The following is a 26039-nucleotide window of genomic DNA, read 5'->3' as shown; positions in this document are numbered from 1 at the left end:
TATTAAAGCGCTTGTAATATTTCAGCATAGCCAATTTTATAATTGGGATAGTTCAACTGAAACCCCGTTTCGCGCAACAACTGGTTACTTAAACGTTTTCCACCCTGTGTTGCAGGCGTTTGAACATGGCTAACATCAACCTCCTGTTGGGCTGCAAGCCAGATCAGCACATCATATTGCAATGTAGGGATATCGTCAGTGACGATATAACAGTTCGCTATTGGCTGCTGAATCAGGCTTTTTTGCGCTAAAAACGCAATGAATCCAGCGGCATCATCGCGATGGATACGATTACTCCAAGCATTACTCACCGGCCAACGGCTTGGATCTTTTGCAGTATTCACTAAAAACAATCGATCTGGGCCATAAATACCCGAAAGGCGTAAAGATGTTGATTTGCAAGGCAAGTTAACCAACAAGTTTTCCGCTTCCAATAAACGCTCTCCACCAAAATCGGCAGGAGCGGCCACTACACTCTCATCCAGAAGCTCTTGCGTATTTTGCTTATGCGTTTGACCATACACACGTGTGCTAGAGACAAAGAATACATGCTGTAAATGCGTATTTTTCGTCTGCGTTGCCAATACGTTTTTTAAGCCCTGCACATAATGCGCATGATAGCTTTTGTCAGTCTGTGCACTGGCGGCAACGCAATAAATAATAATGTGCGGATTCAGATTGGTTAATAAGCTTAATGTATCGAGTTTTGTCACATCCGCCTGAATGACTTGCATGCCTTCTGGCAAACTTCGCTGACTAATTCTCAGGCCAATCACTTCATGTTGAGATTGATGCAGTTGCAAGGCAACTGCTGTACCTAAATCACCGCAGCCAACTATTAACACTCTAGCCATGCGGTATTTTTGCCAACAGGCTCTGATTAAAAGAGGGATGCTTAAGCATGTTGAAGAAGATACTTCTCTGCAAAAAATAACGCTATGATTGTTTTAGCATCGGTAATTTCACCCGTTTGAATCATCTTCATACAATCAGCAAAAGATAATTCAAATACTTCCATTGACTCATCCGCATCACGCTGATGCGCGCCCGCAGTTAAATCACGCGCTAAATACATATGAATCACTTCATTAGAATATCCAATACATGGATATTGAAGCCCTAGCTTTATCCAATTGCTTGCGCTGTAGCCAGTTTCCTCTAGCAATTCACGCTGTCCTGTTACCAATATATCTTCACCTGCGTCTATTTTTCCTGCTGGCAGCTCTACAAATACCTGATGCAGAGGATAGCGAAACTGGCGCTCTAAAATGACATTGCCGTTTGGCAAAATTGGCACGACCACCACAGCACCAGGATGTGTGACATATTCGCGCTGGCTAGTATGTCCGTTTGGCAAGCGCACCTGATCGCGTTTAACGTTCAACATACCGCCAGATGCAATGGTTTCAGAGCTAATACAATGTTCGGTTAAATCAATATCCATCATAATTTAACAACTTAAATAGCTGCGACATTGAACGTGTCGCATTTATTCACATCGCCCAGCGTTAAGCCTTGATTAAACCAACGCATACGCTGTTGCGAAGTGCCATGCGTAAAGCTATCTGGCACGACATAGCCTTGTGCTTGTTTTTGCAACGCATCATCGCCGATTGCAGCTGCGGCAGTCATAGCCTCCTCCACATCGCCCTCTTCTAGAATACGATTCGCGCCATCTGCATGGTGCGCCCACACGCCAGCGTAACAATCCGCTTGCAATTCCAAACGCACAGAATATTGATTCGCCTCAGCCTCACTGCGCGCACTTTGGCGTGCTTGTTGTACCTTATCCGACGTGCCAATTAAATGTTGGATATGATGCCCAACTTCATGCGCAATCACATAAGCCTGTGCAAAATCACCAGGTGCATGAAAGCGCGTTTTCATTTCATGATAAAACTGCAAGTCAATGTATACCTTGCTATCACCAGGGCAATAAAATGGCCCCATTGCTGCCTGCCCAGTACCGCAGGCTGTGGGTGTTTGGCCGCTAAATAGTACCAATTTTGGCGCAGGATATTGCTGCCCTGCATTTGCAAATATTTTGCCCCAAGTATCTTCTGTGCTGCCTAATACTTTTGCAACAAAAATTGCCATCGGATCATCTTTAGGGATTGTCTGCGCCTCAACTGGCGCCTGCTGACTCAATCCTTGTCCCATATTAAGCACCACAGAAGGGTCTACGCCAAAATACATTGCTACCAAAGTCAGGACAATTGTGCCAACGCCAATGCTTTTCCCGCCTATAGGCAAACCGCTACCTCGCCTATCCTCAACATTGCTACTTTCTCGTTCGTTATCTAAGCGCATACCGCATCCTCAAAATAATATAGTTTTTATAAATATAAATGCTTTGTCAGATTTTATTACATTAGCGTAATAACTCCTTAACATTCTTAGCTAAGAATAACTAATCGGTATTTGATCTAAATGACAAATGCAAAGAAATTTTGGTTTATACCAAAATGTTATTTACAAAGACGTTTTTAGATTATTTATTTTCAATTCATTGACTTAGCGATTTAATCTTAACTAGAATGTAAGCTCAGTAAACTAGCAACAAGGTAATATCTACATGATTCATTTAATTTTCCGCCCACAGACGCTAATAATAACAATACCTTTATTAACATTGGCAGCAAGTAATTTCGCAAATGCGGAAATATACAAATGGCGCGATAACAGAGGCGTGACTCAATACTCCGATCGCCCGCCAGTAGACAGCTTTTCAAAGATAACGCCCAATGAGCTTGTTAATTCATTACTCACAAAAGACTTATGCGTTGATGGCCCAATCAAAAAGAATACTGTATCTACTGTTGCATCAACTAAAGATTATAGTGGTTTTTTTACTAGCTTTATCAAAACTAAGAATACATTGACCACACCAGTGAAAAGTATTGTAACTGCTACTAATTCAAATAAAAATAATGTGTCCATATTGGGGCTCGCAAAAACACCAACTCCGCCAGCGCAGGTTGCTGTCGCGCCGCCCAAAACAACTTCACCAGCTGTTACCACGCCACCTGTAACAAAACCTTCTGAGCCGGCCGTTACTACTCCGCCTACAACTACAACCCCAAGTACATCACCTGATATTGTTCAAACGGGCCTAATGCCAGCTGTAGATATTAGCAAGAATATTACTGCTGTTTTAGGTTGGAGTGACCTTCGCATTAGACCAAACATTGGCCCTCAAGATGTACCACCAGTAGGAGATGGTCATGGTCAGTTCAGGATTGATTGTGACGTTAGCCATATGAGTAATGACGATCCAATCCTTTACCCTAACCAACAAGGCGCAGCACATCATCACACATTTTTTGGTAACACATCAGTTAACTATAAAAGTAATGTGATGACGCTATCAACAACAGGGAATAGTACTTGTCGCGGCGGTATCGCTAATCGCTCTGCATATTGGGTACCTAGCATGATTGATACCGCTACAAAAACAGCGTTGAAACCGACATCTGCTCTATGGTATTACAAAACAGGTTATTCAGTCCCCAAATCAGTAATCACCGCTCCTCCAAAAGGTCTAAGAATGATATCGGGCAATATGAAGGCAACTTCAGCTGCCACCTCTAGAGAGGTTACGTATAATTGTTTCTTGGAAGGTCAACCATCGACCTCATCTAAAAACATTCCAGCATGCAAACAAGGCTGGACAATCGTAACGCATGTGAGCTTTCCTCAGTGTTGGGATGGTAAAAACTTAGACAGTCCGGATCATTACTCTCACATGGCGTATCCTAGCGGTGGCAGCTGCCCTGCAACACACCCAGTAGCCATTCCAGAAATCATCTTAAATACCAAATACTTAGTCACTTCAGCTGAAGGAACTAAAAACTGGCGCTTATCTAGTGATAATTATGCTGTAAATGGTTACAACGCTGGCTACACTGGTCACGGTGATTGGATAAATGGTTGGGATGAGAAAGTGATCGCTGGTATTGTTAAGAATTGTTTAAACGCAGGTAAAGATTGTGGCAGTCATATGCTGGGTGATGGCACAGTACTTTATGGTGCGAATCGCGACTTTTAATATTTCACCAGTAAAACTTATCACTAATAAAAAACCTCGCTCTGCGAGGTTTTTTTATTTCCACAACATCTTATAAATAAATCCAGGGAATGCAAATACTAAGAACAAGCTAAAAGTGACTGTATAAAACTCCCAGCCTTGCGCTGAAACCTGTCCTAGAGTCGCATGTTCTGCGTAGAATCCAATTGCGCCAACTACCAGATATAAAACAATCAGTTCCAATAAGCACCATGCTAAGTTCTTATTATTTGATCTTAATGGAAGAACATAAAATAACTTATTGGAAAACCAAGGTAAATTAGCCGCAACAAATGCTAATAATAGAATAATAATTTGTGTCATGAGTAAATTGATTTAGCTCTAGATTTAACGATTGAAAGTGACTATTTATTGCAGGCTGATTACTATCGCTACACCGCAAATCTGCATAAGCGTTTGCGGCATGATGCCGAGCAATAGCAAAGCGGCCGCATTAATGCTTAACACCAATTGCATATCGACCGGTGCGCTAATGCGTGCATTATCTTTCGGTGCATCAAAATACATAAGCTTTACAACGCGTAGATAGTAGAAAGCACCTATAGCAGCCATGACTACAGCAAAAACGACGGCCCATATAAACCCTGCCTGAAGTGCTGCTTGTAATACCGTAAATTTGGCATAAAAGCCCAGTGTCGGCGGCACGCCTGCCATGCTGAACATGGTGATTAACATCAAAAAAGCCGCCCACGGGCTACGTTGATTAAGACCTTTTAAGTCATCTAAATTCTCAGCCTCAAAACCTTGGCGACTTAATAACAATATCATGCCAAAACCTGCCAGCGTCATTAATACATAAGCGCTGATATAAAACATACTTGAAGCAAAACCGTTTAAATTTGCGCTCATGAATCCGAACAGCAAAAAACCAACGTGTGAAATCGTTGAATATGCCAGCATGCGTTTTAAATTAGTTTGCGCGATCGCAGTGATATTACCAATTGCAATGGATAACACCGCCATAATCAGCAGCATATCTTGCCAATCGACTGCCAGAGGCTGTAGCCCTTGTGCAAGCAAGCGTATGGTAATTGCAAAAGCGGCGAACTTAGGCACAGAGCCGATTAGCAGCGTAATTGAAGTCGGTGCGCCCTGATACACATCTGGCACCCACATTTGAAAAGGCACAGCTCCAAATTTAAATGCCAAGCCAGCCACAACAAACACCAAGCCTAAAATCAGCACAGGATTTTTAGTGTTCATTTCCAATAATGCACTGCTGATTTCAGCGACGTTTAAACTGCCTGTCATGCCATAAATCATACTCATGCCATATAGCAACATACCTGAAGCTAACGCACCCAATACAAAATATTTCATTGCCGCTTCTGTTGCGCGCGCATTATCGCGATCAAACGCAACCAACGAATACAAGCAAAGAGAAAGCAGCTCTAAGCCCATATAAATAGTCAGCAAACTTTGTCCTGAAATCATGATCATCATGCCCAACAGTGCAAACAGCACCATGGCATAATACTCACCTCTGAACATACCGCGTTGCTGCATGTATTGACGCGTATACACCAGCATCATTGATGTCCCCAAAAACGTCATGAGTTTTAGGATATCGGCCAGAGGGTCATCCACAAACATATTGGAAAACGCATAACCGACCGAAGGATTGTAGGTAACGACGGTAAAATAAGCTGCCGCTAAAAGCGTAAATTGCGCCAAGCCGTAAATAACAATACGATTTTTGGGTTTAATAAATAAATCCAGCAGCAAAATAAACATTGCCATAAATAGCACGGTAAGTTCGGGCAAAGCTGTAATAAGGTCTGTCTTAATATATTCCATGGTTTAGCCTAGATTAAAGCCCAGCAACTGGCAACTTACTGATTGCCATATGATTCAAAAATTGTGCAGCGGTAGCATGTGTAAATTCAGTAATCGGTTGTGGATACACGCCAAATCCGATAACCATCAACGCTAATATTGTTAATATGAATAATTCACGTTTGTTTAAATCTTTTAACTCAGCGACATGCTTATTTGCAATATCGCCATAAAAGACACGCTTAACCATCCACAAACTATACGCAGCACCAAATATCAGCGTAGTAGCGGCTAAGAATCCAACCCAGAAATTGTATTTAACTGCGGCTAGAATCACCATAAATTCCCCTACAAAACCCGAGGTACCTGGCAGGCCGCTATTAGCCATGGCAAACAATACTGCAAATGACGCAAAAACAGGCATGGTATTCACTACTCCGCCATAATCGGCGATTTGACGGCTATGCATGCGGTCATACAACACACCCACACATAAGAACATGGCGGCGGAAATAAAGCCGTGTGAAATCATTTGTACGATTGCGCCTTCTAAACCTAACTGACTGAATAAGAAGAAACCTAATGTCACAAAACCCATATGTGAAATGGATGAATAGGCAATTAACTTTTTCATGTCTTTTTGCACTAAGGCAACTAAAGCGATATACACAATCGCTATTAGCGACAAGGTAATCATAAAGCCAGATAAATAATGTGCTGCATCAGGTGCAATTGGCATAGCAAAGCGTAAAAAGCTGTATCCGCCCAGCTTTAGCATAATCGCGGCCAATATCACAGAACCGCCAGTGGGTGCTTCAACGTGCGCATCTGGCAACCAGGTATGCACTGGCCACATCGGTATTTTTACCGCAAATGCCATAAAGAACGCCATAAAAATAAGTATTTGTGCGTTCAACGGCAAAGGCAGTTGATAGTAATCAGCAATCTCAAAACTACCCGTTTGATGATAGAGATAGATAAACGCCACCAACATCAGCAAGGAGCCAAGTAACGTGTAAAGGAAGAACTTAATCGTCGCGTAAACCCGATTTTCGCCACCCCAAATACCAATAACCAAAAACATCGGGATCAGCATCGCCTCCCAAAACACATAGTAGAGCAAACCATCCAACGCACTAAACACGCCAATCATCAAGCCGCTCATAATCAAAAATGCTGCCATATACTGTGCAATATTTTTGGTAATCACTTCCCAAGCAGCAATAACTACAATCACCGTTGTGAAGCTTGTCAGCAATATCAAAGGTGCGGCAATACCATCTACGCCTAAATGATAATTCACATTAAAAGCAGGAATCCAGCGCGCCATTTCTTGGAACTGAAAGCCACCATCTGCATAATTAAATTGCGTATAAAGTGGAAAAGTCACGACAAACGCTAACAGACCACCTGCTAACGCAAGCCAGCGCGTGAAATTGGGTTTGTTATCGCTGCCCAAAAGCAATACCACAACACCCGCCAATATTGGCATCCAAATGGACGAACTGAGCACATACTGACTGAATATATTGGCTTGTGACATTTAATTGATTTTGATAAAAAAGGTTAAGAACAAAAATACACCAATAATCATGGCAAAGGCATAGTGATAGATAAGACCAGATTGTAAATGCCGAACTTTGCCAGAGATGCGTCCAATTAAGCGCGCGGTGCCATTCACCATTGCGCCGTCTATCAATTGGATATCGCCAATCTTCCACAACTTTTCACCAAGTGAACGCGCACCACCTGCAAAAAAACGCTCATTAAATGCATCAAAACCATATTTATTTTCTAAAATTTGATTAATCAGACTAAATTTCTTCTGAATAGCAGCAGGAATATCTGGTCGCTTCATATAAAAGAACCAAGCCAGCAATACACCAAACGCAGCTAACATAAAGGGTAAGGTCATAAAGCCATGCAATGCCATACCAGCAGGCGAATGCAATATTTCATGGTAATGATGTGTTAAATGCGCCATTGCAGGATGGACTTCATCATTAACAAAAATCACGCCGCTAAAAAACTCACCAAACAGCATCGGCTCTATTGCAATGTACCCTATGATTAATGAAGGAATTGCTAATAATATAAGTGGCAGCTTCACCACCCAACCTGGCTCATGTGGGTCGTCCTGTGGACTTAAACCGTGGTGATGTTCGTCAGCCGCGTGTACATGATCATGGCTATGACTGGTTTTACGCCACTTTTCTTTACCATGAAACACCAGGAAATACAGCCTGAATGAATAGAATGCCGTGACAAACACGCCGGCCAATATGGCAAAATAGGCAAAACCACTGCCTGTGATATTGGATAAAGCAACCGCTTCAATAATGCTGTCTTTTGAATAGAACCCTGCAAAAAACGGTGTGCCGATTAATGCCAGCGAGCCAACCAATGAAGTAATCCAAGTGACAGGCATGTATTTCTTTAGATTACCCATATTGCGGATATCTTGGTCATGATGCATGCCCATAATCACTGAGCCTGCTGCCAAAAACAGTAAAGCTTTGAAAAATGCATGTGTCATCAAGTGAAAAATAGCCACTGAATAAGCCGATGCGCCTAAAGCAACCGTCATATAACCCAGTTGCGATAAAGTTGAGTAAGCAACTACACGCTTGATATCATTCTGGATAATGCCAAGAAAACCCATGAACAATGCAGTAATCGCACCGATAATCATCACGAATGATAGCGCAGTGGTTGATAATTCAAATAAAGGCGACATACGTGCCACCATGAAAATACCCGCTGTTACCATGGTTGCCGCGTGAATCAGTGCAGAAATCGGTGTTGGGCCTTCCATTGAGTCTGGCAACCATACATGCAGTGGAACTTGCGCTGATTTACCCATTGCGCCGATAAATAGCAAAATGCAGGCCACTGTCATCAGCGACCAAGACACGTTTGGAATCAGCGTCACTTGCACATCTGCTAAAGCAGGTGCTGTTTGAAACACAGTTGCATAATCCAGACTCCCTGTGTAATAAAGCACCATACCGATGCCCAGCAAAAAGCCAAAATCGCCTACGCGATTGACCAAAAACGCCTTCAAGTTGGCATAAATAGCCGTTGGGCGCTTATACCAAAAACCAATTAATAAATAGGAAACCAATCCAACTGCTTCCCAGCCGAAAAACAACTGCATGAAGTTGTTGCTCATCACCAGCATTAACATGGCAAAAGTAAACAACGAAATATAGCTAAAAAAGCGACTGTAACCCGGGTCTTCACTCATATATCCGATGGTGTACACATGCACCATCAGCGATACGAACGTCACGACGACCATCATCATGGCAGTTAAATTATCAATCAAAAATCCAACATTGAATTGAATATCGCCCGATGTGAGCCACGTATATAAATTGTAATTCGCGGTATAGCCGTTGAGTGTTGCTTTAAAAACAATCACAGATAAAACAAACGCGGCACCGACACCTGCGATAGTTAACCAATGGGCACTGGCGCGCGGTAAATGACGACCCCACAAGCCCACAATAGCCGCAGCAATTAAGGGCAGCAAAACGATTAGTAAGGAAATTTGTGGCAGTGTCATTTTTATAGAGGTTTAATTTTTAAGTGTTTAATTTTTATCGATTTATTTTATGATTCTGATGCTATGAATTTAAAGATGCTTAATCTCAGCCAGTTAACCTTTTAAAGAGTCCAAATCATCCACGTTAATCGTGCGTAAATTTCTGAAAATAACGACTAAAATAGCTAAACCAATTGCGGACTCTGCTGCTGCCACTGTCAGTATGAAAAACACAAACACTTGGCCAGCAATGTCATTTAAATAATGTGAAAACGCAATAAAATTCAGGTTAACCGCTAGCAACATCAATTCAATCGCCATCAGTAAGATAATCACATTTTTACGATTTAAAAAAATACCAATCACACTAATGGTAAACAGCAACGCACCTAGAACAAGATAATGTGATAAGCCAACTGATGATAAAGCAGCCATTATGATTTTTCCTTATCTGCTTTTGGGTCTTCTACTGACGGCGTTTCTACCACAGCATCCATTTTTACAATACGTAATCTGTCTTGTTTTTTAACTAGCACTTGTTCCGCTGGATTCATGGATTTACTATCTTGACGATCTCTCAAGGTTAATACAATTGCTGCAATAATCGCCACCAACAACACGACCGATGCCAGTTCAAACGGCAACAGATAATCGGTATACAGCACACGCCCCAACTCTGCGGTATTGCTGTAATCTGCTGACTTACTGGCAACTGTAGTGGGCGCAAAATACTTGCCACTTAGTATCATCACCATTTCAACCGCCATCAGTAAACCAATCGTACCGGCCATGGGCAAATAGTCCCAAAACCCTTCACGCAGTTTATCCAGATTAATATCCAGCATCATGACCACGAATAGAAACAGCACCATGACCGCACCGACATAAACCAGTACCAAGGCAATCGCTAAAAACTCGGCCTCCAGTAATAACCAGATACCGGCGGCAGTAAAAAACGCCAGCACTAAATGCAAAGCAGCATACACAGGGTTGCGTGTTGTAATGACGCGAATACCTGCAAACAGCAAAATTGCGGCTAAGGTGTAAAAAATAAAATCGTTAAATATCATCAGTTTTAATCTTAAAAAGACTACCTAAAAGTTTTATCTTGCAGACGGTCTGCAGCAATTTGCTTTTCATGTTTATCGCCCACCGCCAATAACATCTCTTTGGTGTAGAGCAAATCACCGCGTTGTTCTCCGTGATAATCAAACACACGCGTTTCAACAATACTATCCACCGGGCAAGATTCTTCACACAATCCGCAAAAAATACACTTGGTTAAATCAATGTCATAGCGCGTGGTACGGCGTGTATTGTCTTCACGCTGCTCTGATTCAATCGTAATCGCCAGCGCAGGGCAAACTGCCTCGCATAGTTTACAAGCAATACAACGTTCCTCGCCATTTGGGTAGCGGCGTAATGCATGCAAACCACGAAAACGATTGGATTGTGGCGTGCGCTCTTCGGGATATTGAATAGTGATTTTGCGGGCAAAAAAGTAACGGCCTGTGAGCGCCATGCCTTTTAGCAGCTCCCACAGCATTAAACTACTCAGCGTATTTTTGATTTGTCTCAACATAATTAGTGGAATAAATACCCCAATGAAGTCTGCATCATTGCGCCTACAAATATAATCCACACCAATGTAATGGGGATAAATATTTTCCAGCCTAAACGCATAATCTGGTCATAGCGATAGCGCGGAAACGTTGCCCTAAACCATAAAAAGAAGAATACAAGCGCACCCATTTTAGCTAAAAACCATAAAATGCTATCCGGCAAAAATGGCACAGGTGACAACCAGCCGCCTAAAAACATGGTCGCGGCAAGCGCACAGACTAGCCAAATATTCGCATATTCCGCCAAGAAAAAGATAGCAAATGCCATGCCCGAATATTCCACATGGAAACCAGCAACAATTTCTGACTCGCCTTCGGCAACGTCAAACGGTGCGCGATTAGTCTCAGCCACAGCACTAATAAAATACACAATAAATAAAGGAAACAATGGGATGAAATACCAGTGCCAAAAACCGCCCGCCTGCCCCATGACAATTTTGCCTAAGTTTAACGAGTTAGCGCACATTAAAACGCCTACCAGCGCAAAACCCATGGCAATCTCATAAGACACAATCTGCGCTACAGAGCGCATGCTGCCTAAAAATGCATACTTAGAGTTAGATGCCCAACCCGCGATAATCACGCCATAAACCGCGACTGAAGTCATCGCCAAAATATACAGCAGCCCAGCATCAATATTCGCCAGAACCAAGGTAGCATCAAATGGAATGACTGCCCAGGCGGCAAATGCCGGTGCAATGGCTAACACTGGGCCGAGTAAAAACAAGGTTTTATTTGAAGCCGTGGGTAGAATAATCTCTTTGAATAATAGCTTCACCCCATCAGCCAGTGGTTGTAACAAGCCAAAATAACCCACTCGATTCGGCCCAATACGCACTTGCATGAAACCAATCACTTTGCGTTCAGCCAAGGTTAAATATGCGATAGCAATCATTAACGGCAATACGATGGCGATAATCTTAATCAAGGTCCAGCTTGTTAACTGAACTGCCGGCCAATAGCTACCAAATAAATTCGCCAGAAAATCCATTACGCCACCACTTTCAGCATGGTGGTTTCGTATGGTTTATAAAGTTCTTTGCTGGTTTTTTCTATCGTAATATCACCCATTAAATCACCCAAACCTATAGTTTGTTCATGTGATGCCGCAATCCGTATGCAACCCATTGCCACATGATTATCCAGCTTCACCTGCAACACTGCGCTACCTTTATCCTGTGTAGCCAATACAATGTCACCTTCAACCAAGTCCAACTGGGCCATTTGTTCTGCTCGCATACGCGCCATTGGCCTGATGTTATATTTGGTTTTTTGAAGCGGCACAGAGCGGCGTACTATTGGGTCAGACTCGTATTGTGGCACTTCGCCAATGCGCTGCAAGCCATCCGACTTGATATTCACTTCAATTTCAACTAATTCTTTTAAATTATTATTCAGGTTGCGCCACACCACAGTTGATGGTTTTTCACCTTTAAATATGGCGTTTTTAACGGCTTCGCTGCTGTCAAAATCAAAGCCATCCAATCCTAAGGTATTCGCCAAAACACGCAAAACTTTCCAAGCTGGGCGACATTCAGCAAGCGGTTTAGTCACCGCAGAAAAGCTTTGCACGCGCCCTTCCATACTCATAAACGTGCCTGAGGTTTCAGTAAACGGTGCAATCGGCAACAACACATCTGCATTTTCTAATGCTTCCGATTTATACGCCGTCAATGCAACAACACACTCCGCTTGCGCCATTGCAGCTTTAGCTAAAGCTGCATGCTGGCAATCCAGTTCAGGCTCAACATTCAATAGCAAATAAGCTTTACGCGGCACCTCCAGCATCGCACGCGCGTGCATGCCAGTCGCATTTGGCATCACACCCATGAAGTGCATACCCGTGCTATTTGCAGCCGCCGGCAATATGCCACCTTTGGCACCGCAAATGCCGCCAATAGCTTCCATCATGCTATACATCTCGGTAAAGCGTGGATCACTTAACGCCATATTTCCGATGAAAAGCCCTACTTTTGGAGCGACTAAATCCACCAATCCATCAGGCCCAGCTAAACCTGCCAAACTTTCAGCCATGGCTTGCGTATTTGGGCGCACCGTAATAGTTTCAAGTAACGCATTTAATGAAGGCGGCAGACAAAGCGATAATCGTTGTAAGCCAGACATGGCTTTTAAAATCTGACCCAGTACATTCACCATATCATTCGGACGCACAATCACTTTGTGTGCAACTTTCATTAATGGGTCATTATCCAGCGGACTCACAACCGATAACTCCGCACCATTGGCAACCGCTTTACGGAAACGCTGTGCTAATAATGGATGCTCATTGCGCAAATTAGAGCCGATAATCAGAATGCGATCTAACTCTTCAATTTCCTGGATATTGCAACCCATCCAAGGAATACCAACGCGCTTGCCATCTAACCTAAAATCGGTTTGACGCAAGCGATAATCCACATTGCCACAACCTAAACCGTTGGCTAACTGTTTGATTAAATAGCCTTCTTCCATCGTGCTATTGGGCGAAGCCAATACACCCAGTGAATCAGCTCCATGCTGATTGGTAATGTCTTTGATTTGACCAGCTGCAAACTCTAAAGCTGTTTTCCAATCAGTTTCTACCCAAGTACCATTGTGCTTAATCATCGGCACTTTTAAGCGGTCAGGGCTGTTTAACCCAACATAAGAATAGCGATCGCGATCAGATAACCAGCATTCATTAATGCTTTCTTTTTCGCGTGGCAGTACGCGCATGACTTTGTTATCTTTTACATGCACTTCAATGTGCGAACCCAAACCATCATGCGGTGCGATACTGGGGCGACGAGTCAGTTCCCAACTACGGGCTGAATAACGGAACGGTTTGTTGGTTAATGCGCCGACAGGACACAAATCAATGATATTGCCACTTAACTCGGAGTTAACCGACTTATCCACGTAAGCAGTAATTTCCGCATGTTCGCCACGGCCAACAAGACCAAGCTCCTGCATACCGCCAACTTCTTTTAAGAAACGGACGCAACGGGTGCATTGAATGCAACGTGTCATGTCGGTACTGATTAACGGGCCAATATTTTTATTTAAAACAACGCGTTTTTCTTCCGCATAACGCGAACCGCTAGCGCCATAAGCGACTGCAATATCCTGCAAATCGCATTCACCGCCTTGATCGCAAATTGGGCAATCTAATGGGTGATTAATCAGCAAAAATTCCATGACGCTTTTTTGCGCTTCAACAGCTGCTTTACTGCGCGTGAAAATCTTCATGCCGTCCGCCACTGGCGTCGCACAAGCTGGCAGTGGTTTATTAAACTTTTCAACCTGCACTAGGCACATGCGGCAGTTAGCGGCTACCGATAGTTTTTTGTGATAACAAAAACGCGGAATCGCAATGCCGACTTTATCAGCCGCATCGATAATTGTGCTGCCGTGTTCGACTTCTAGTGGCTTGCCGTCTATTTCAATATGTAACATACGTTATCTTCCATCCACCATGCTTTTACCATGGGTTATGTAATACTCAAATTCAGGTCTGAAGTGTTTAATAAAGCTCAATACAGGGGTCGCAGCAGCATCACCCAACGCACAAATCGTACGGCCAGAAATATTATTGCTCACATCCGTTAACAAATCCAAATCTTCCATTTTGCCTTTGCCATCAACGATTCGACTGATAACGCGATACACCCAGCCAGTACCTTCGCGGCAAGGTGTGCATTGGCCGCAACTTTCCTCATAAAAGAAATAAGATAAACGCTTAAGCGTTTTTACCATGCAAGTCGTGTCATCCATCACAATCATCGACCCTGCGCCCAAGCTAGATCCTGCCTTGCTTAATCCGTCGTAATCCATGGTTGCGTTTTGAACCATTTCTGCTGTCATCACTGCTGTGGATGGACCACCTGGAATCACCGCTTTTAATTGACGACCTTTCCAAATACCGCCAGCCAATGCCAATAAATCAGCAAATGGCATCCCCATTTTCACTTCATAATTGCCCGGCTTTTCCACATGCCCAGAAATTGAAAATAATTTTGTACCGCCAGAATTAGGCACACCTAAATCGGCAAATGCTTGGCCTCCATGCTGCAAAATCCAAGGAATACTGGTATAACTTTCTGTGTTATTGACATTGGTCGGCTTGCCGAATACACCATAACTGGCTGGAAATGGTGGCTTAAAGCGCGGTTGGCCTTTTTTACCTTCAATAGATTCGATCAATGCGGTTTCTTCACCGCAAATGTAAGCCCCATATCCATGCACAGCGTACAAATCAAAACTAAAGTTGCTGCCAAAGAGATTTTCGCCTAAATAGCCCGCAGCTTTGGCTTCATGCAGCGCCGCTTCAAAAATATCGTAATCTTGCCAGATTTCGCCATGGATATAGTTATACCCAACGCGCGCACCCAATGTATATGCGGCAATCGCCATACCCTCAATCAACTGGTGCGGATTGTAACGAATAATGTCGCGGTCTTTAAATGTTCCTGGCTCACCTTCATCGGTATTACAAACCAGGTATTTGGTGCCGTCGTAATAACGTGGCATAAAACTCCACTTAAGCCCTGTGGGGAAACCTGCACCACCACGACCACGTAAATTAGAGGTTTTAATTTGCGTAATAATATCGGTTGCTTTTACTTTTTCAGTAACGATTCTTTTAAGTTGAGCATAACCGCCAAGCTTGATGTAAGTTTCCAGTGAAGCTGGATTTTCTTCATTTAATGAGCGTAAAGTGAGTAAGGTCTGACCTTTTAAATCAGTCATCACAGGTTTTTTCGCTGTTGTATTTACGCTAGTTTTCGCACCAGTTACCACTACTTTAGCTCCTCTAAAATAGCATCTACTTTATCTACGGTTAAAAACTCATGCATCGTATGATTATTCACTATCAACAAAGGCGCACCGCCGCAAGCTCCCATGCACTCGCCCTCTTTCAAACAAAATTTTCCGTCTGGCGTCACTTCATTAAAGCCGACACCCAGTTTATTTTGCAGATGCGTCACAATGGCATCAGAATCGCGCAACATGCATGAAATATTGGTACAAATACTGATTTTGTATTTTCCAACGGGCTCTAAATCGTACATATTATAAAAAGTGGCTACTTCCATGACCGCGATTTCAGGAATACGCAAATATTCAGCCACCTCAGTCATGCTTTCTTTTGATAACCAACCACGCTCCGTTTGCACGATACGCAGCGCACTCATTACCGCTGCCTGACGTTTATCAGCAGGATATTTGGTGAGTTCGTAATCTATTTTTTCGATGGATTCTTTACTTAACATAAGCTATCTGCCAGATTTTTATCTGTCGATCTCTCCAAAAACAATATCTTGCGTGCCAATAATAGCCACCAGATCTGCAATCATATGACCTCTTGTCATTTCATCTAATGCTGCAAGATGTGGATAACCTGGCGCACGAATTTTCAAACGGTAAGGTTTATTCGCCCCATCAGAAACCATGTAAATACCAAACTCACCTTTTGGATGTTCTACTGCCGCATACGCCTCACCTGCTGGCACATGGAAGCCTTCTGTAAACAATTTAAAGTGGTGAATCATGTCTTCCATATTGGTTTTCATGCCTTCACGATCTGGGGGTGCCACTTTGTTATCGGTGGTAATCACAGGGCCAGGATTCGCACGCAGCCAGTTAATACATTGCTTGATAATGTTATTCGATTGCCTGAACTCTTCCATACGCACCAAATAACGATCATAACAATCGCCATTAACACCTACTGGAATATCAAAATCTAAATTTGCATAGACTTCATAAGGCTGTTTTTTACGCAAGTCCCACTCAATACCAGAGCCGCGCAGCATAGGACCGGTAAAGCCTAGCGCTAAAGCACGTTCTGGCGAAACCACACCAACACCAACTGTACGCTGCTTCCAGATACGGTTATCGGTTAATAGCGTCTCATATTCATCGATATAAGTCGGGAAGCGATTCGTAAAATCTTCAATGAAATCTAAAAATGAACCTTGGCGGTTTTCATTCAGTTTATTAATCTCTTTTGCACTGCGGAATTTAGTAGTTTCATGCTGCGGCATTTGATTCGGCAAATCACGATATACACCGCCTGGGCGATAATACGTCGCATGCATACGTGCACCGGAAACTGCTTCATAACAGTCGAATAAATCTTCACGCTCACGAAATGCATATAAAAACACCGTCATCGCACCAACGTCCAGTGCATGCGCGCCTAGCCACAGCAGATGATTTAAAACGCGGGTAATCTCATCGAACATCACACGGATATATTGCGCACGAATCGGCACTTCAATACCCATCATTTTTTCAATCGCCATCACGTAGGCATGCTCATTGGCCATCATTGATACATAATCCAGCCTATCCATATAGGGAATCGACTGCAGATAGGTACGATTTTCGGCTAACTTTTCAGTCGCGCGATGTAATAAACCAATGTGCGGATCGGCACGCTGAATGACTTCGCCATCCAACTCTAATACTAAGCGCAAAACACCATGTGCCGCAGGATGCTGCGGTCCAAAGTTCATGGTGTAATTTCTAATTTCAGCCATTACTTATGCATCCCTTCATCGCGAATGATACGCGGCACATTGTTACGCATCTCAATAGAAACTGGCTGATAAATGACACGCTGCTGCTCAGGATCGTAACGCATCTCCACATTACCAATCATAGGGAAATCTTTACGGAATGGATGTCCTACGAATCCGTAATCGGTCAAAAGTCTACGTAAATCTGGGTGGTTTTCAAACATTAAGCCATATAAGTCAAAAGCTTCACGCTCGAACCAATTTGCAACAGGCCAAACATCAACCAGCGTGGGCAGCACGGGGAAGTCATCATCCTGCGCAAACACGCGCAAACGTACTCGCTGGTTCAGACTAATGGACAACAAATGTAATACAACTGCATAACGCTTGCCAGCCCATTGCACATCAGCATAGTCTTCAATCGCATACTGACTATAATCTACGCCACACAAATCGATTAACTGCTCAAATTTAAGCTCACCGTGGTCGCGCAATTTATTACACACCGCCAGATAGTCATCCGCATTACATTCAATCGTAACTTCATTTAGGGCAACGGTTAATTGCGTTACGAGTCCACTTAAAGCAAGTTTTAGTTGAGCCGATAATTGATCGAGTTTGGTAGACATGATGTTTTATTCTTAAGATTACCTAGTGATTACGCTTACCTAGCAATTGTATTCGTACGTCTGATTTTTTTCTGTAACTGGATAATACCGTACAGCAAGGCTTCAGCCGTTGGTGGGCATCCTGGTACATAAACATCTACTGGCACGATACGATCACAACCTCGAACAACCGCATAAGAATAGTGATAATAACCGCCGCCATTTGCACACGAACCCATGGAAATCACCCAGCGCGGCTCAGCCATTTGGTCATATACTTTACGTAAGGCTGGCGCCATTTTATTCACTAAAGTACCCGCAACAATCATCACATCCGATTGCCTTGGACTAGGACGAAACACAATACCGAATCGATCCAAATCATAGCGCGAAGCGCCAGCATGCATCATTTCAACCGCGCAACACGCCAAACCAAACGTCATCGGCCACAATGAACCAGTACGCGTATAGTTAATCACCGTATCCAGCGTAGTGGTGACAAAACCTTTTTCTAAAACACCCTCAATACTCATGACTGAATCAATCCCATTGACTTAATCCCACTCAAGGGCGCCTTTCATCCACTCATACACAAAGCCGACGACCAGCACTAATAAGAACAGCATCATGGCTAAAAAACCAGCTAAGCCAATTTCTTGCAATACAACTGCCCAAGGAAATAAAAATGCAATTTCCAGATCGAACAGAATAAACAGAATGGCCACCAGGTAATAACGCACATCAAATTTCATGCGCGCATCTTCAAAAGCTTCAAACCCGCACTCGTAAGGCGAATTCTTTTCACTATCTGGCTTATGGGGAGAAACGATTTTACCGAGGACAAGTGGCCCAAGCCCTACAGCAAGGCCCACTAAGATAAACAACAAGATTGGAAAGTAATTTTCCAGCACAGAAACTTCCTAACAAGGTTTTACTACAGATCTTTGAATGTTTCGCTTTTGGCTTAACAATCAAAACAATTCACTACTTTTTTAGAACAGCATTTTGTTTATTATTTTAATACTATTTATTTTTAAGACTTATTAACTTGATACCTTATTGGTGCCGACGGAGAGACTCGAACTCTCACGACTTTCGTCACTACCCCCTCAAGATAGCGTGTCTACCAATTCCACCACGACGGCAATTATTCAAGGATTTATTATTAATTTAAAAACAATCCTGAAATTTAATTTGGCACATCCTTAGCAGTATTACCTGAAGCTGCATCATCAGCTTTAGATCCACTTGCACTTGGTGTTGATTCCTGCAATTTAGCTGCATCAGGCTTTGCAGCATCTGAATTAATGACGGATGCATTTGAAGGCACTTTAATCACACTACTATTGCTTCCTGCGCGATGGCTCGCCATATAGGCAAGCGTCATACTTGTACTGAAAAAAATAATCACGAAAAGCGCTGTTAATTTACTTAAAACATTAGATGAGCCGCTCACCCCAAACAGACTGCCGGATGCGCCACTACCAAATGCTGCACCCATATCAGCACCTTTACCGTGCTGCAACAATACCAAGCCGATAACGCCTGCTGCTGCTAAAACATGTACAACTGTAATCAAATTTTCCATCAAACAAATTCCAAAAAGTGGCTTGCATTAAAGCAGGCGTATTCACCTGCAACCAACTGTTATTTTAAGATACGTTTATTATGATCTTTATGCCTTGCAAGTTTTAAGTTGCCAATTCAGCCGCGATGCATATTTTTTCAAACGCCTGCGACTCAAGCGAGCATTTACCAACCAGCCCGCCATCAATATTCTGTACAGCGAATAATTGTACCGCATTTTGCGGGTTTACGCTTCCCCCATAGAGGATTTTTAAGCGGCTTGCCGCATCTTTATCCAGACTTGCAATCTTATGATGAATAAATTTATGCATGGCTTTTGCCTGCTCAGGCGTGGCTGCCAGCCCTGTACCAATCGCCCAAATCGGCTCGTACGAGATAATACTGTCGGCAAAGATAGCCGCGCTATGCAGCTTAATGATGGTATCAAGCTGCTTGCCGACGACCAGTTCCATCACACCAGCTTCGCGCTCGATCAATGTTTCACCCACACATAAAATGGGCGTTAAACCATGCTGTTTTGCCTGCAAAAACTTTTGCGCTATATTTTCATCGGATTCGCAATAGGCGGTTGCCCGCTCTGAATGCCCAATAATCACATACTGGCAGCCAAAATCTTTTAACATGGCTGCACTTACCTCTCCGGTAAACGCGCCTTCTGCATTTTTAGCAAGATTTTGTGCGCCCCAGGCGATATTGGTATGCTGTAACAGACTTTGCAATTGTGCAAGATAAGGATAAGGCGCACAAACAACCACTTGCGACTGCTTTAAATCGGAAAGCAGCGCAACATAATCTGCCAACAAAGCTTGATTCTGCTTGAGATTGCCGTGCATTTTCCAATTGGCAACAACTATTTTTTTGACAAGCATTGGTTTTTTTGCGAGAGATTGTGGTGCAAATTGACTCATAAAATGCCTTAAGAATTGCCGCGAATTCTACGCGTGCAAGCTAGTATGGTCAACGCTAAGTTAATGCTTTTATTCAGCTAAATTAGGCCAGTCAGCCTTATAATGTTCATTAGCTACATAAATTATTTAAATCTAAACGTATACAAAGCATCCACCGCGCTTTCTGTACCGGCTTCCGCTTGCAAGGCCCAGCGCGGGGTAATATTAAAAGTCAGTCTGGCGACATCCAATAAACCACTCACGCTTTTTTCGTAGCTGAGGTACAACTGAGAGGACAGTCGCTTGCCAAAAGTCAACGATGCGCTTTCAGCATCAGACCCAGAAAAACCAAACTCATCCAGCCCTGCCGCACGCGCCAGCTTTGTCTGTAATGGCATAGAGTCACCGTTTGACAACATCACACCTGCAGCTAACGAAAGCATGGCAAAATCATTTTTACCTGCTTGCTCTGTACCGTGACCCAGTAATAGCCAAGACAACTTTTCGGTATCCGGTACATTTGGCTCCGATACCAATTGGACTCTAGGATTTAATCCACTACCGGTGATTTCCACCCCTGCGTTCACGGTTTGCACGCTGGAGGATGTGGTTTGGCTGAAATTACTTCCCGTGATTTCACCTGTGTTATTGACTGCTTCTGCATTCGTTGTGATCAAACTGGCACTATCACTGACCGCATTGCGCATTGCCCGTATGCTCAAGCCCGGATTATCTAAAGGACCACTAAAGCTGATCACACCACGTGTGATATTCAGAATCTGGCCATAAGCCATATAAGTGCCTTTCTGAACCCTGATACTACCTTCAGCGTGTGGATGATATTGCGTTAAGCCTAGCAAGGTAACAGCGCCGGAAAGCTGTGCATCCAATCCGCGTCCGTGCAATTTAAAATCATCCCCCAAATCAATCCGCAAACCACTCAATAACACTTTCACTGCCGACTCTGTTGTATCAACCTGTCCAAGCACCACCACATCATCAGCAAGCGTCGGCACACTGTCATCCGGTAACGCGAGCAAGCCTTTTGCCACTTTAAAGTCACCGGAGATTGAAAACAAACCCTCAAGCAATGTCGTTTTACCTGTGCCGTCTAATATTAACAACCTATCTGGCCCAGAAATAACCGTAAATTGTTCGGCAACCCAATCCAGTGCTATTTTAGGCTGCTTGTTTTCCATTTGCAGCGTGCCAGTTGTACGTAAATATCCCGCCCCGCCTTTTAAAGCAGCCTGCGTAATACGCAATTCATCATTTTCAAATACTGCATCCAAAGTGCCGTCTGTCAGCGACACCCCTTGTGACGGCAGAGTAAACTGCATATTTTTGCCAATAGCACTGCCGCGTAAATTCGGTTTTTGCACAGTGCCATCCGCGTTTACGGTTAAGCTCAAAACGCCGTCCAAACTGGCATCTGCCAACGAAGCCGACACTGGCAGCCAAGCCAGCGTATTGAGTTGGGCAGCGCCAGATAGTGTAAGCGGCGCATTCGCCATCAGCGCAAAGCCTGATTCAACTTTTGTCAGCATCGTGCTGGCCTGCGCATCAACATAACCTAACTGCTGCCCTTTAAGCTGCATGACAAAGTCGGCTTTATTGTTATTCAACTTCAGTTCTGCTTTAGCATTTTGTAAACCTAGCGGCTTTGCAACACCATTGGTAATAACGCTCAAATCACCCGATTCCAGATTGAAAATAGCACTGCCATTAACCGCCTCTACCGCATGAACATCCCATTTGGCAGAAAAAACAGGATTGCCTTGTAAGTGTGCTGGCAGTTGAAACAAACTTGGCGGAATATCATCCAGTGCAAGGTTACTTAGATTGCCTTTACTGATAAAACCTTTGCTGCCAGCATTCAGTGTATCAATCACAGCGCGGCCTTTTGCTAATTGCAAAGTAGCGTTTTCTAAAGCAATGTCTTGGCTGGTAAGGCTTAGTTTTGCCGGTGCTTGAAGAGTAATTGGCGTTTCGCCCTTTAAACTCAGCGTTTGAATGAGCCCTTGCCATTGTCCAGCATCCAAACCGCCTGCCAACGTAGCTTCGAACTGCAACCGATTGTTCGCATCCAACGTGGATGGCTGTGTTTCAAGTGCTTGAATTTTCATCTGATGTTGCGCACGCGTACCCTGCAAAGTAAAGCTGGCATTTAATACTGAATTTTGCGCCACTTTTAGGCCTGTCGCATTGAGTGTTGCATCTGCACTTCCCTGCGCACCAGCCAACAGCGTGGCTTTTCCATCCAGCTTATCTAGTTTTATATTGTTAGGTAACTTGAGTTTTTGTGCCGACAAATCAACACTTAATGCCAGACTTTCAAAAACACCGGCAAGCGTGCCATTAATATGCGCTTCGCCCGAAAATTGCTCTCCCAGTGTCGTTAAGTCAGGCAAATCCGCATGCCACAACAGCTGGCTTTCTGGCGCACCAAGATTACCACTAGCGCTTAGGCTGTTATTGGCAATCTTGGCTTTAAAATCGATATCCTGTAAATGGCTATTTACAAAAGTCATTCTGCCTTCCGTGATTAAAGGCTGGCGCTGATTTTTTACCTGCAAATAACTATCTTTTGCCGACAACAAGATTTGCAAGCCAGTAGAATTAGTCTCTGGCGATAGATTGCCTTGCAGATTTAAATCTAAATTTAACAGTCCTGCTGGATAACTGCCTAAACGCTCCGGTTGAAACTCATTAATTTGTGCATGCATTTTTAGCGGATATTCACCCGCCAACCCAAGCTCACCCATCACCTGGATTTTTGCAGCAACATTCTCGTTTTGATTATCCGCTTGCAATAACGCCAACTGATCATTCTGCAAAGCCAGCATGATTGCAGATTCAAATCGCAATTGTTTTAAATCGCCCAATAGATTCACTTTTACATCATAAGGCATTGATGCGGTGGTTTTATCAGTGCTTGTTTTATTAGAAGTATCTTTCTCAATACTAACCTCTTTGATACCTGCTTGCTTAATGCTCACTGCTCCAGTCAATACAAATGGGTTCGCAGTGCCCAAATTAAGCGTAGCATCCACTTGGCCAAATGGCGTGCCAGCACTTAACCTGTTTAGTTGAATCGTTTTAGAATCGGCCTCAATATCAAATTGCACATTATTTAAAATATGTTGCTCTGTTGGGGTAATAATCACCAACTCAACTACTTCTGCTTGCGTGACCTTAATAGGGAAAGGCAGCTTAATTTGCGCTGGCAATGGGGAATCGCCCGCTTTTTTTGCCGCAGATCGCATCGTGATAGTCAAACGCCGTGCACGCAGTTTATCCACAGAAAGCTTGTTATCTAGCGGAAAAATCTGCCAGCGCGATTCCAGCTTTTCTAATTTCAGATGAATATTATCTAAATCGTAGCTCAGCGTATCCAAATTAGAACTACCGCTAATGGTCATTTCGCCTTGTACAGGCGTATAAAGCAGCATACTTACGCTCAGCATCACGGCAGTCATGTAATGGCGTAGCATTAAAACAGCTTCCTCATTTTTAGAATGCACCACATCAATTAAAAGGCAACGCCCAAGTTAAAGTGCAAGCGGTATTCTTTTGTCGCTTCGCCATAGGCGATATCTGCACCGATTGCGCCAATCGGGCTTTTCCAGCGCGCACCCAATCCGTAGCCATATACCGGTTTTAAATCTTGCAGCGTGTTGGCCGCATTACCAAAATCGACAAAAATAGCAGCTCCCCACTGTTTAGTTAACCATTGAATCGCTTCTACACTGCCCGTCACCAAATAACGCCCGCCGACAATCGCATCACCTTCTGTTACGCCCAAACTCTCATAGGCGTAACCGCGTACCGATTGATCGCCGCCGGCACGGAATAAAAATGCAGCGGGCGCACTATTTTTACCATTGACCATACCGATTTCTGCACGTGCGATTAATTGTGTTGAATCGGTGACAGGATAATACCCTTGCGTTTTTAGGTAGCTTTGTAAAAAACGCCCATCTGAAAGCGTTTCAAGCGGTGCGACAGCAAATTGTGCATTGAACAAATAGCCGCGCGTTGGATTACGGTCATTATCCGTGCGTCGTAGCGTAATGCCATAAGAAAGCGTCGCTACTTTTTTGGTGGAAGATTCTGCCCCATCAATTTCCTGATGCTCAATCAAATAGCCAGCACCAACGGTTTGCTCGGTTCTGCGCGGACCCCAGCTACGATTAATGCCCGCCTGGCCTGATGTGGTAATTTGGCCTTCAATCACTTTTCGCTCCAAACCCGCATTCATGCTATCGCGGTAACCGTCAGCATCAGTCGGCAAGCGAATTAAACCGCTTAATGACTGCGCTCGCTGCTCTGGCTTTAAGCTGCTGGTTAAGCGCCAGCCGCGATTAAATAAATTCAAATCATCATAGCTTAATTGCGCACGCGCGCCAGTGTTTGTACTGTAACCAGCGCCAATACCTACTTTAACGGATTGATTTTCTTGCACCACCACTTTAACGGGCGCAGTATCCGCATCCGCAGTTGGTGTATTTGCGGTTACTTCTACCCCAAGGAAATAACCGCTTTCTTCTAAACGTGATTGAAATAGCTGCAATCTGGATTGACTATATGTACTGCCGGGCTTAATGGGATTTAGATTCTCAATAATACTGGCTGGGTAACGCGTTAAACCTTCAATTTGCAGTTCGCCAAATTGCACGCTCTTGCCACTGTCTATCTCTACCTGCAAAGCAACTGAATGAAAATCTGGATTCACTTCTGCTTTGCTGGATTTAATCGTAGCGTTTGGGTATTGCCTGACTAACAAACCAATCAGTAAACGCCGCTTTGCCTGATTCCAATTTTCTTGCCTGAATTGCGCGCCAGTCTGCAATAGCCAATCTTGTTGCAGTTGCGCGATGGTAATTTTTTGCCTAGAGACCTCACTAGCCGCCTCATCCGTTTGCTGCAAAATACTGCCGCTGAATTTTAAATCGACCGCACTTACCAAAACTGGCTTACCCGGATTGATTAAGAACCTTGCCTGCGCTATATTGCCCACTTTTTCAATTGAAGGCTGGATCTCTGGTGAGAAATAACCTTCTGTCGCCAATAAATCTGTGATTGCTTTGGGTGTTAATCGATAAATTCGCTGCCACTCTATCGGCGACATTTTTGGATTGTTGCGCCATTTAATGATTTCAAGATGCTTATCCAGTAAATCGGTAAGCAATGTTTGCTCTGCAGCCGACACGACATCCGGTGTTAACGTAATCTCAACGGCATAATTTGTTTCAGCGATTGCTTTAGTGCTTACTTCGGCATTTGTTTCAGCAGCCTGCGCATTAAAAACACAGCAAAATGCCACTAGGCCAATTGCAAACTGTAAGGTAGTTGAATAAGATTTTTTTGAAAAACTCAACGAATCACTCACCAATCCAACGTACCAAGATTCAGCCATATA

Annotated in this window: 23 protein-coding genes and 1 tRNA gene; 1 reads left to right on the top strand and 23 read right to left on the bottom strand. The window is 43.6% G+C overall.

Translation table 11 applies throughout. The features are described from left to right. Positions 1-2: 2 nt before the first annotated feature. The 3 genes from K370_RS11470 to K370_RS11460 are packed head-to-tail and all read right to left on the bottom strand — an operon-like array spanning position 3 to position 2310. Positions 3-854, bottom strand: a complete 852-nt coding sequence (locus tag K370_RS11470) for an NAD-dependent epimerase/dehydratase family protein (protein ID WP_047542079.1) — start codon at positions 852-854, stop codon at positions 3-5. 41 nt (positions 855-895) lie between these two features. After that, positions 896-1444: an NUDIX domain-containing protein gene (locus K370_RS11465; RefSeq protein WP_047542077.1), complete on the bottom strand. Its 549-nt coding sequence runs from the start codon at positions 1442-1444 to the stop codon at positions 896-898. 14 nt (positions 1445-1458) lie between these two features. Then, positions 1459-2310 carry a neutral zinc metallopeptidase gene (locus K370_RS11460; RefSeq protein ID WP_047542075.1) on the bottom strand — a complete coding sequence of 284 codons (852 nt, stop codon included), beginning with the start codon at positions 2308-2310 and terminating at the stop codon, positions 1459-1461. Positions 2311-2575: 265 nt separating this feature from the next. Here K370_RS11460 and K370_RS11455 point away from each other — a divergent pair, with 265 nt between their 5' ends. Then, complete coding sequence (locus K370_RS11455; protein ID WP_047542073.1) at positions 2576-4048, top strand: DUF1996 domain-containing protein; 1473 nt, start codon at positions 2576-2578, stop codon at positions 4046-4048. A gap of 54 nt (positions 4049-4102) precedes the next feature. Here the strand turns inward: K370_RS11455 and K370_RS11450 are convergent, their stop codons facing one another. The 20 genes from K370_RS11450 to K370_RS11355 form a co-directional block, all read right to left on the bottom strand. Beyond that, positions 4103-4390: a DUF2818 family protein gene (locus tag K370_RS11450; protein ID WP_047542071.1), complete on the bottom strand. Its 288-nt coding sequence runs from the start codon at positions 4388-4390 to the stop codon at positions 4103-4105. Between the two features lie 45 nt (positions 4391-4435). After that, positions 4436-5884, bottom strand: coding sequence for an NADH-quinone oxidoreductase subunit NuoN (nuoN, locus tag K370_RS11445; protein ID WP_047542069.1), 1449 nt, complete (start codon positions 5882-5884; stop codon positions 4436-4438). 13 nt (positions 5885-5897) lie between these two features. Next, positions 5898-7406, bottom strand: a complete 1509-nt coding sequence (locus K370_RS11440) for an NADH-quinone oxidoreductase subunit M (protein ID WP_047542067.1) — start codon at positions 7404-7406, stop codon at positions 5898-5900. Then, the gene (nuoL, locus tag K370_RS11435) at positions 7407-9431 is read right to left on the bottom strand and encodes an NADH-quinone oxidoreductase subunit L (protein ID WP_047542065.1); all 2025 of its coding nucleotides are present in this window, start codon (positions 9429-9431) and stop codon (positions 7407-7409) included. It abuts the gene before it with no gap. A 93-nt stretch (positions 9432-9524) separates the two neighbouring features. Further along, entirely contained in the window at positions 9525-9845 is a 321-nt protein-coding gene (nuoK, locus tag K370_RS11430) for an NADH-quinone oxidoreductase subunit NuoK (RefSeq protein ID WP_047542063.1), read from the bottom strand. Next, positions 9845-10480, bottom strand: coding sequence for an NADH-quinone oxidoreductase subunit J (locus K370_RS11425; RefSeq protein WP_047542061.1), 636 nt, complete (start codon positions 10478-10480; stop codon positions 9845-9847). Before K370_RS11425 ends, nuoK begins: the two co-directional genes overlap by 1 nt. A 20-nt stretch (positions 10481-10500) precedes the next feature. Further along, the gene (gene nuoI / locus K370_RS11420; RefSeq protein WP_047542059.1) at positions 10501-10992 is read right to left on the bottom strand and encodes an NADH-quinone oxidoreductase subunit NuoI; all 492 of its coding nucleotides are present in this window, start codon (positions 10990-10992) and stop codon (positions 10501-10503) included. A gap of 2 nt (positions 10993-10994) precedes the next feature. Then, positions 10995-12023, bottom strand: coding sequence for an NADH-quinone oxidoreductase subunit NuoH (nuoH, locus tag K370_RS11415; protein WP_047542057.1), 1029 nt, complete (start codon positions 12021-12023; stop codon positions 10995-10997). Beyond that, complete coding sequence (gene nuoG, locus K370_RS11410) at positions 12023-14467, bottom strand: NADH-quinone oxidoreductase subunit NuoG (protein WP_047542055.1); 2445 nt, start codon at positions 14465-14467, stop codon at positions 12023-12025. The genes nuoH and nuoG overlap by 1 nt, the downstream gene beginning before the upstream one ends. 3 nt (positions 14468-14470) lie before the next feature. Next, entirely contained in the window at positions 14471-15760 is a 1290-nt protein-coding gene (nuoF, locus tag K370_RS11405; protein WP_052185278.1) for an NADH-quinone oxidoreductase subunit NuoF, read from the bottom strand. Between the two features lie 50 nt (positions 15761-15810). Then, positions 15811-16284: an NADH-quinone oxidoreductase subunit NuoE gene (nuoE, locus tag K370_RS11400; protein ID WP_047542051.1), complete on the bottom strand. Its 474-nt coding sequence runs from the start codon at positions 16282-16284 to the stop codon at positions 15811-15813. Between the two features lie 18 nt (positions 16285-16302). Beyond that, positions 16303-17556, bottom strand: a complete 1254-nt coding sequence (locus K370_RS11395) for an NADH-quinone oxidoreductase subunit D (RefSeq protein WP_047542049.1) — start codon at positions 17554-17556, stop codon at positions 16303-16305. Beyond that, the gene (locus tag K370_RS11390; protein WP_047542047.1) at positions 17556-18164 is read right to left on the bottom strand and encodes an NADH-quinone oxidoreductase subunit C; all 609 of its coding nucleotides are present in this window, start codon (positions 18162-18164) and stop codon (positions 17556-17558) included. The genes K370_RS11395 and K370_RS11390 overlap by 1 nt, the downstream gene beginning before the upstream one ends. Before the next feature lie 35 nt (positions 18165-18199). Beyond that, positions 18200-18676 carry a NuoB/complex I 20 kDa subunit family protein gene (locus K370_RS11385; RefSeq protein ID WP_047542045.1) on the bottom strand — a complete coding sequence of 159 codons (477 nt, stop codon included), beginning with the start codon at positions 18674-18676 and terminating at the stop codon, positions 18200-18202. A 21-nt stretch (positions 18677-18697) separates the two neighbouring features. Next, a complete protein-coding gene (locus tag K370_RS11380) occupies positions 18698-19054 on the bottom strand; it encodes an NADH-quinone oxidoreductase subunit A (protein ID WP_047542044.1) in 357 nt (118 codons plus the stop codon). Positions 19055-19203: 149 nt separating this feature from the next. After that, positions 19204-19288, bottom strand: a tRNA-Leu gene (locus K370_RS11375). Positions 19289-19332: 44 nt separating this feature from the next. Then, positions 19333-19731 (bottom strand): preprotein translocase subunit SecG, encoded by a 399-nt coding sequence (gene secG, locus K370_RS11370; RefSeq protein WP_047542042.1) that lies wholly within the window; start codon positions 19729-19731, stop codon positions 19333-19335. Between the two features lie 103 nt (positions 19732-19834). Further along, complete coding sequence (gene tpiA, locus K370_RS11365) at positions 19835-20638, bottom strand: triose-phosphate isomerase (RefSeq protein ID WP_052185267.1); 804 nt, start codon at positions 20636-20638, stop codon at positions 19835-19837. Between the two features lie 122 nt (positions 20639-20760). Next, the gene (locus tag K370_RS11360; protein ID WP_047542186.1) at positions 20761-24111 is read right to left on the bottom strand and encodes a translocation/assembly module TamB domain-containing protein; all 3351 of its coding nucleotides are present in this window, start codon (positions 24109-24111) and stop codon (positions 20761-20763) included. A 38-nt stretch (positions 24112-24149) separates the two neighbouring features. Then, positions 24150-26036 (bottom strand): autotransporter assembly complex protein TamA, encoded by a 1887-nt coding sequence (locus K370_RS11355; protein ID WP_047542040.1) that lies wholly within the window; start codon positions 26034-26036, stop codon positions 24150-24152. Positions 26037-26039 lie beyond the last annotated feature (3 nt).

This window comes from Methylotenera versatilis 7, from assembly GCF_000799165.1.
GTDB lineage: Bacteria > Pseudomonadota > Gammaproteobacteria > Burkholderiales > Methylophilaceae > Methylotenera_A > Methylotenera_A versatilis_A.
Note: the sequence above shows the minus strand (reverse complement) of the source record. Positions and strands in the feature narration are given on the sequence as shown.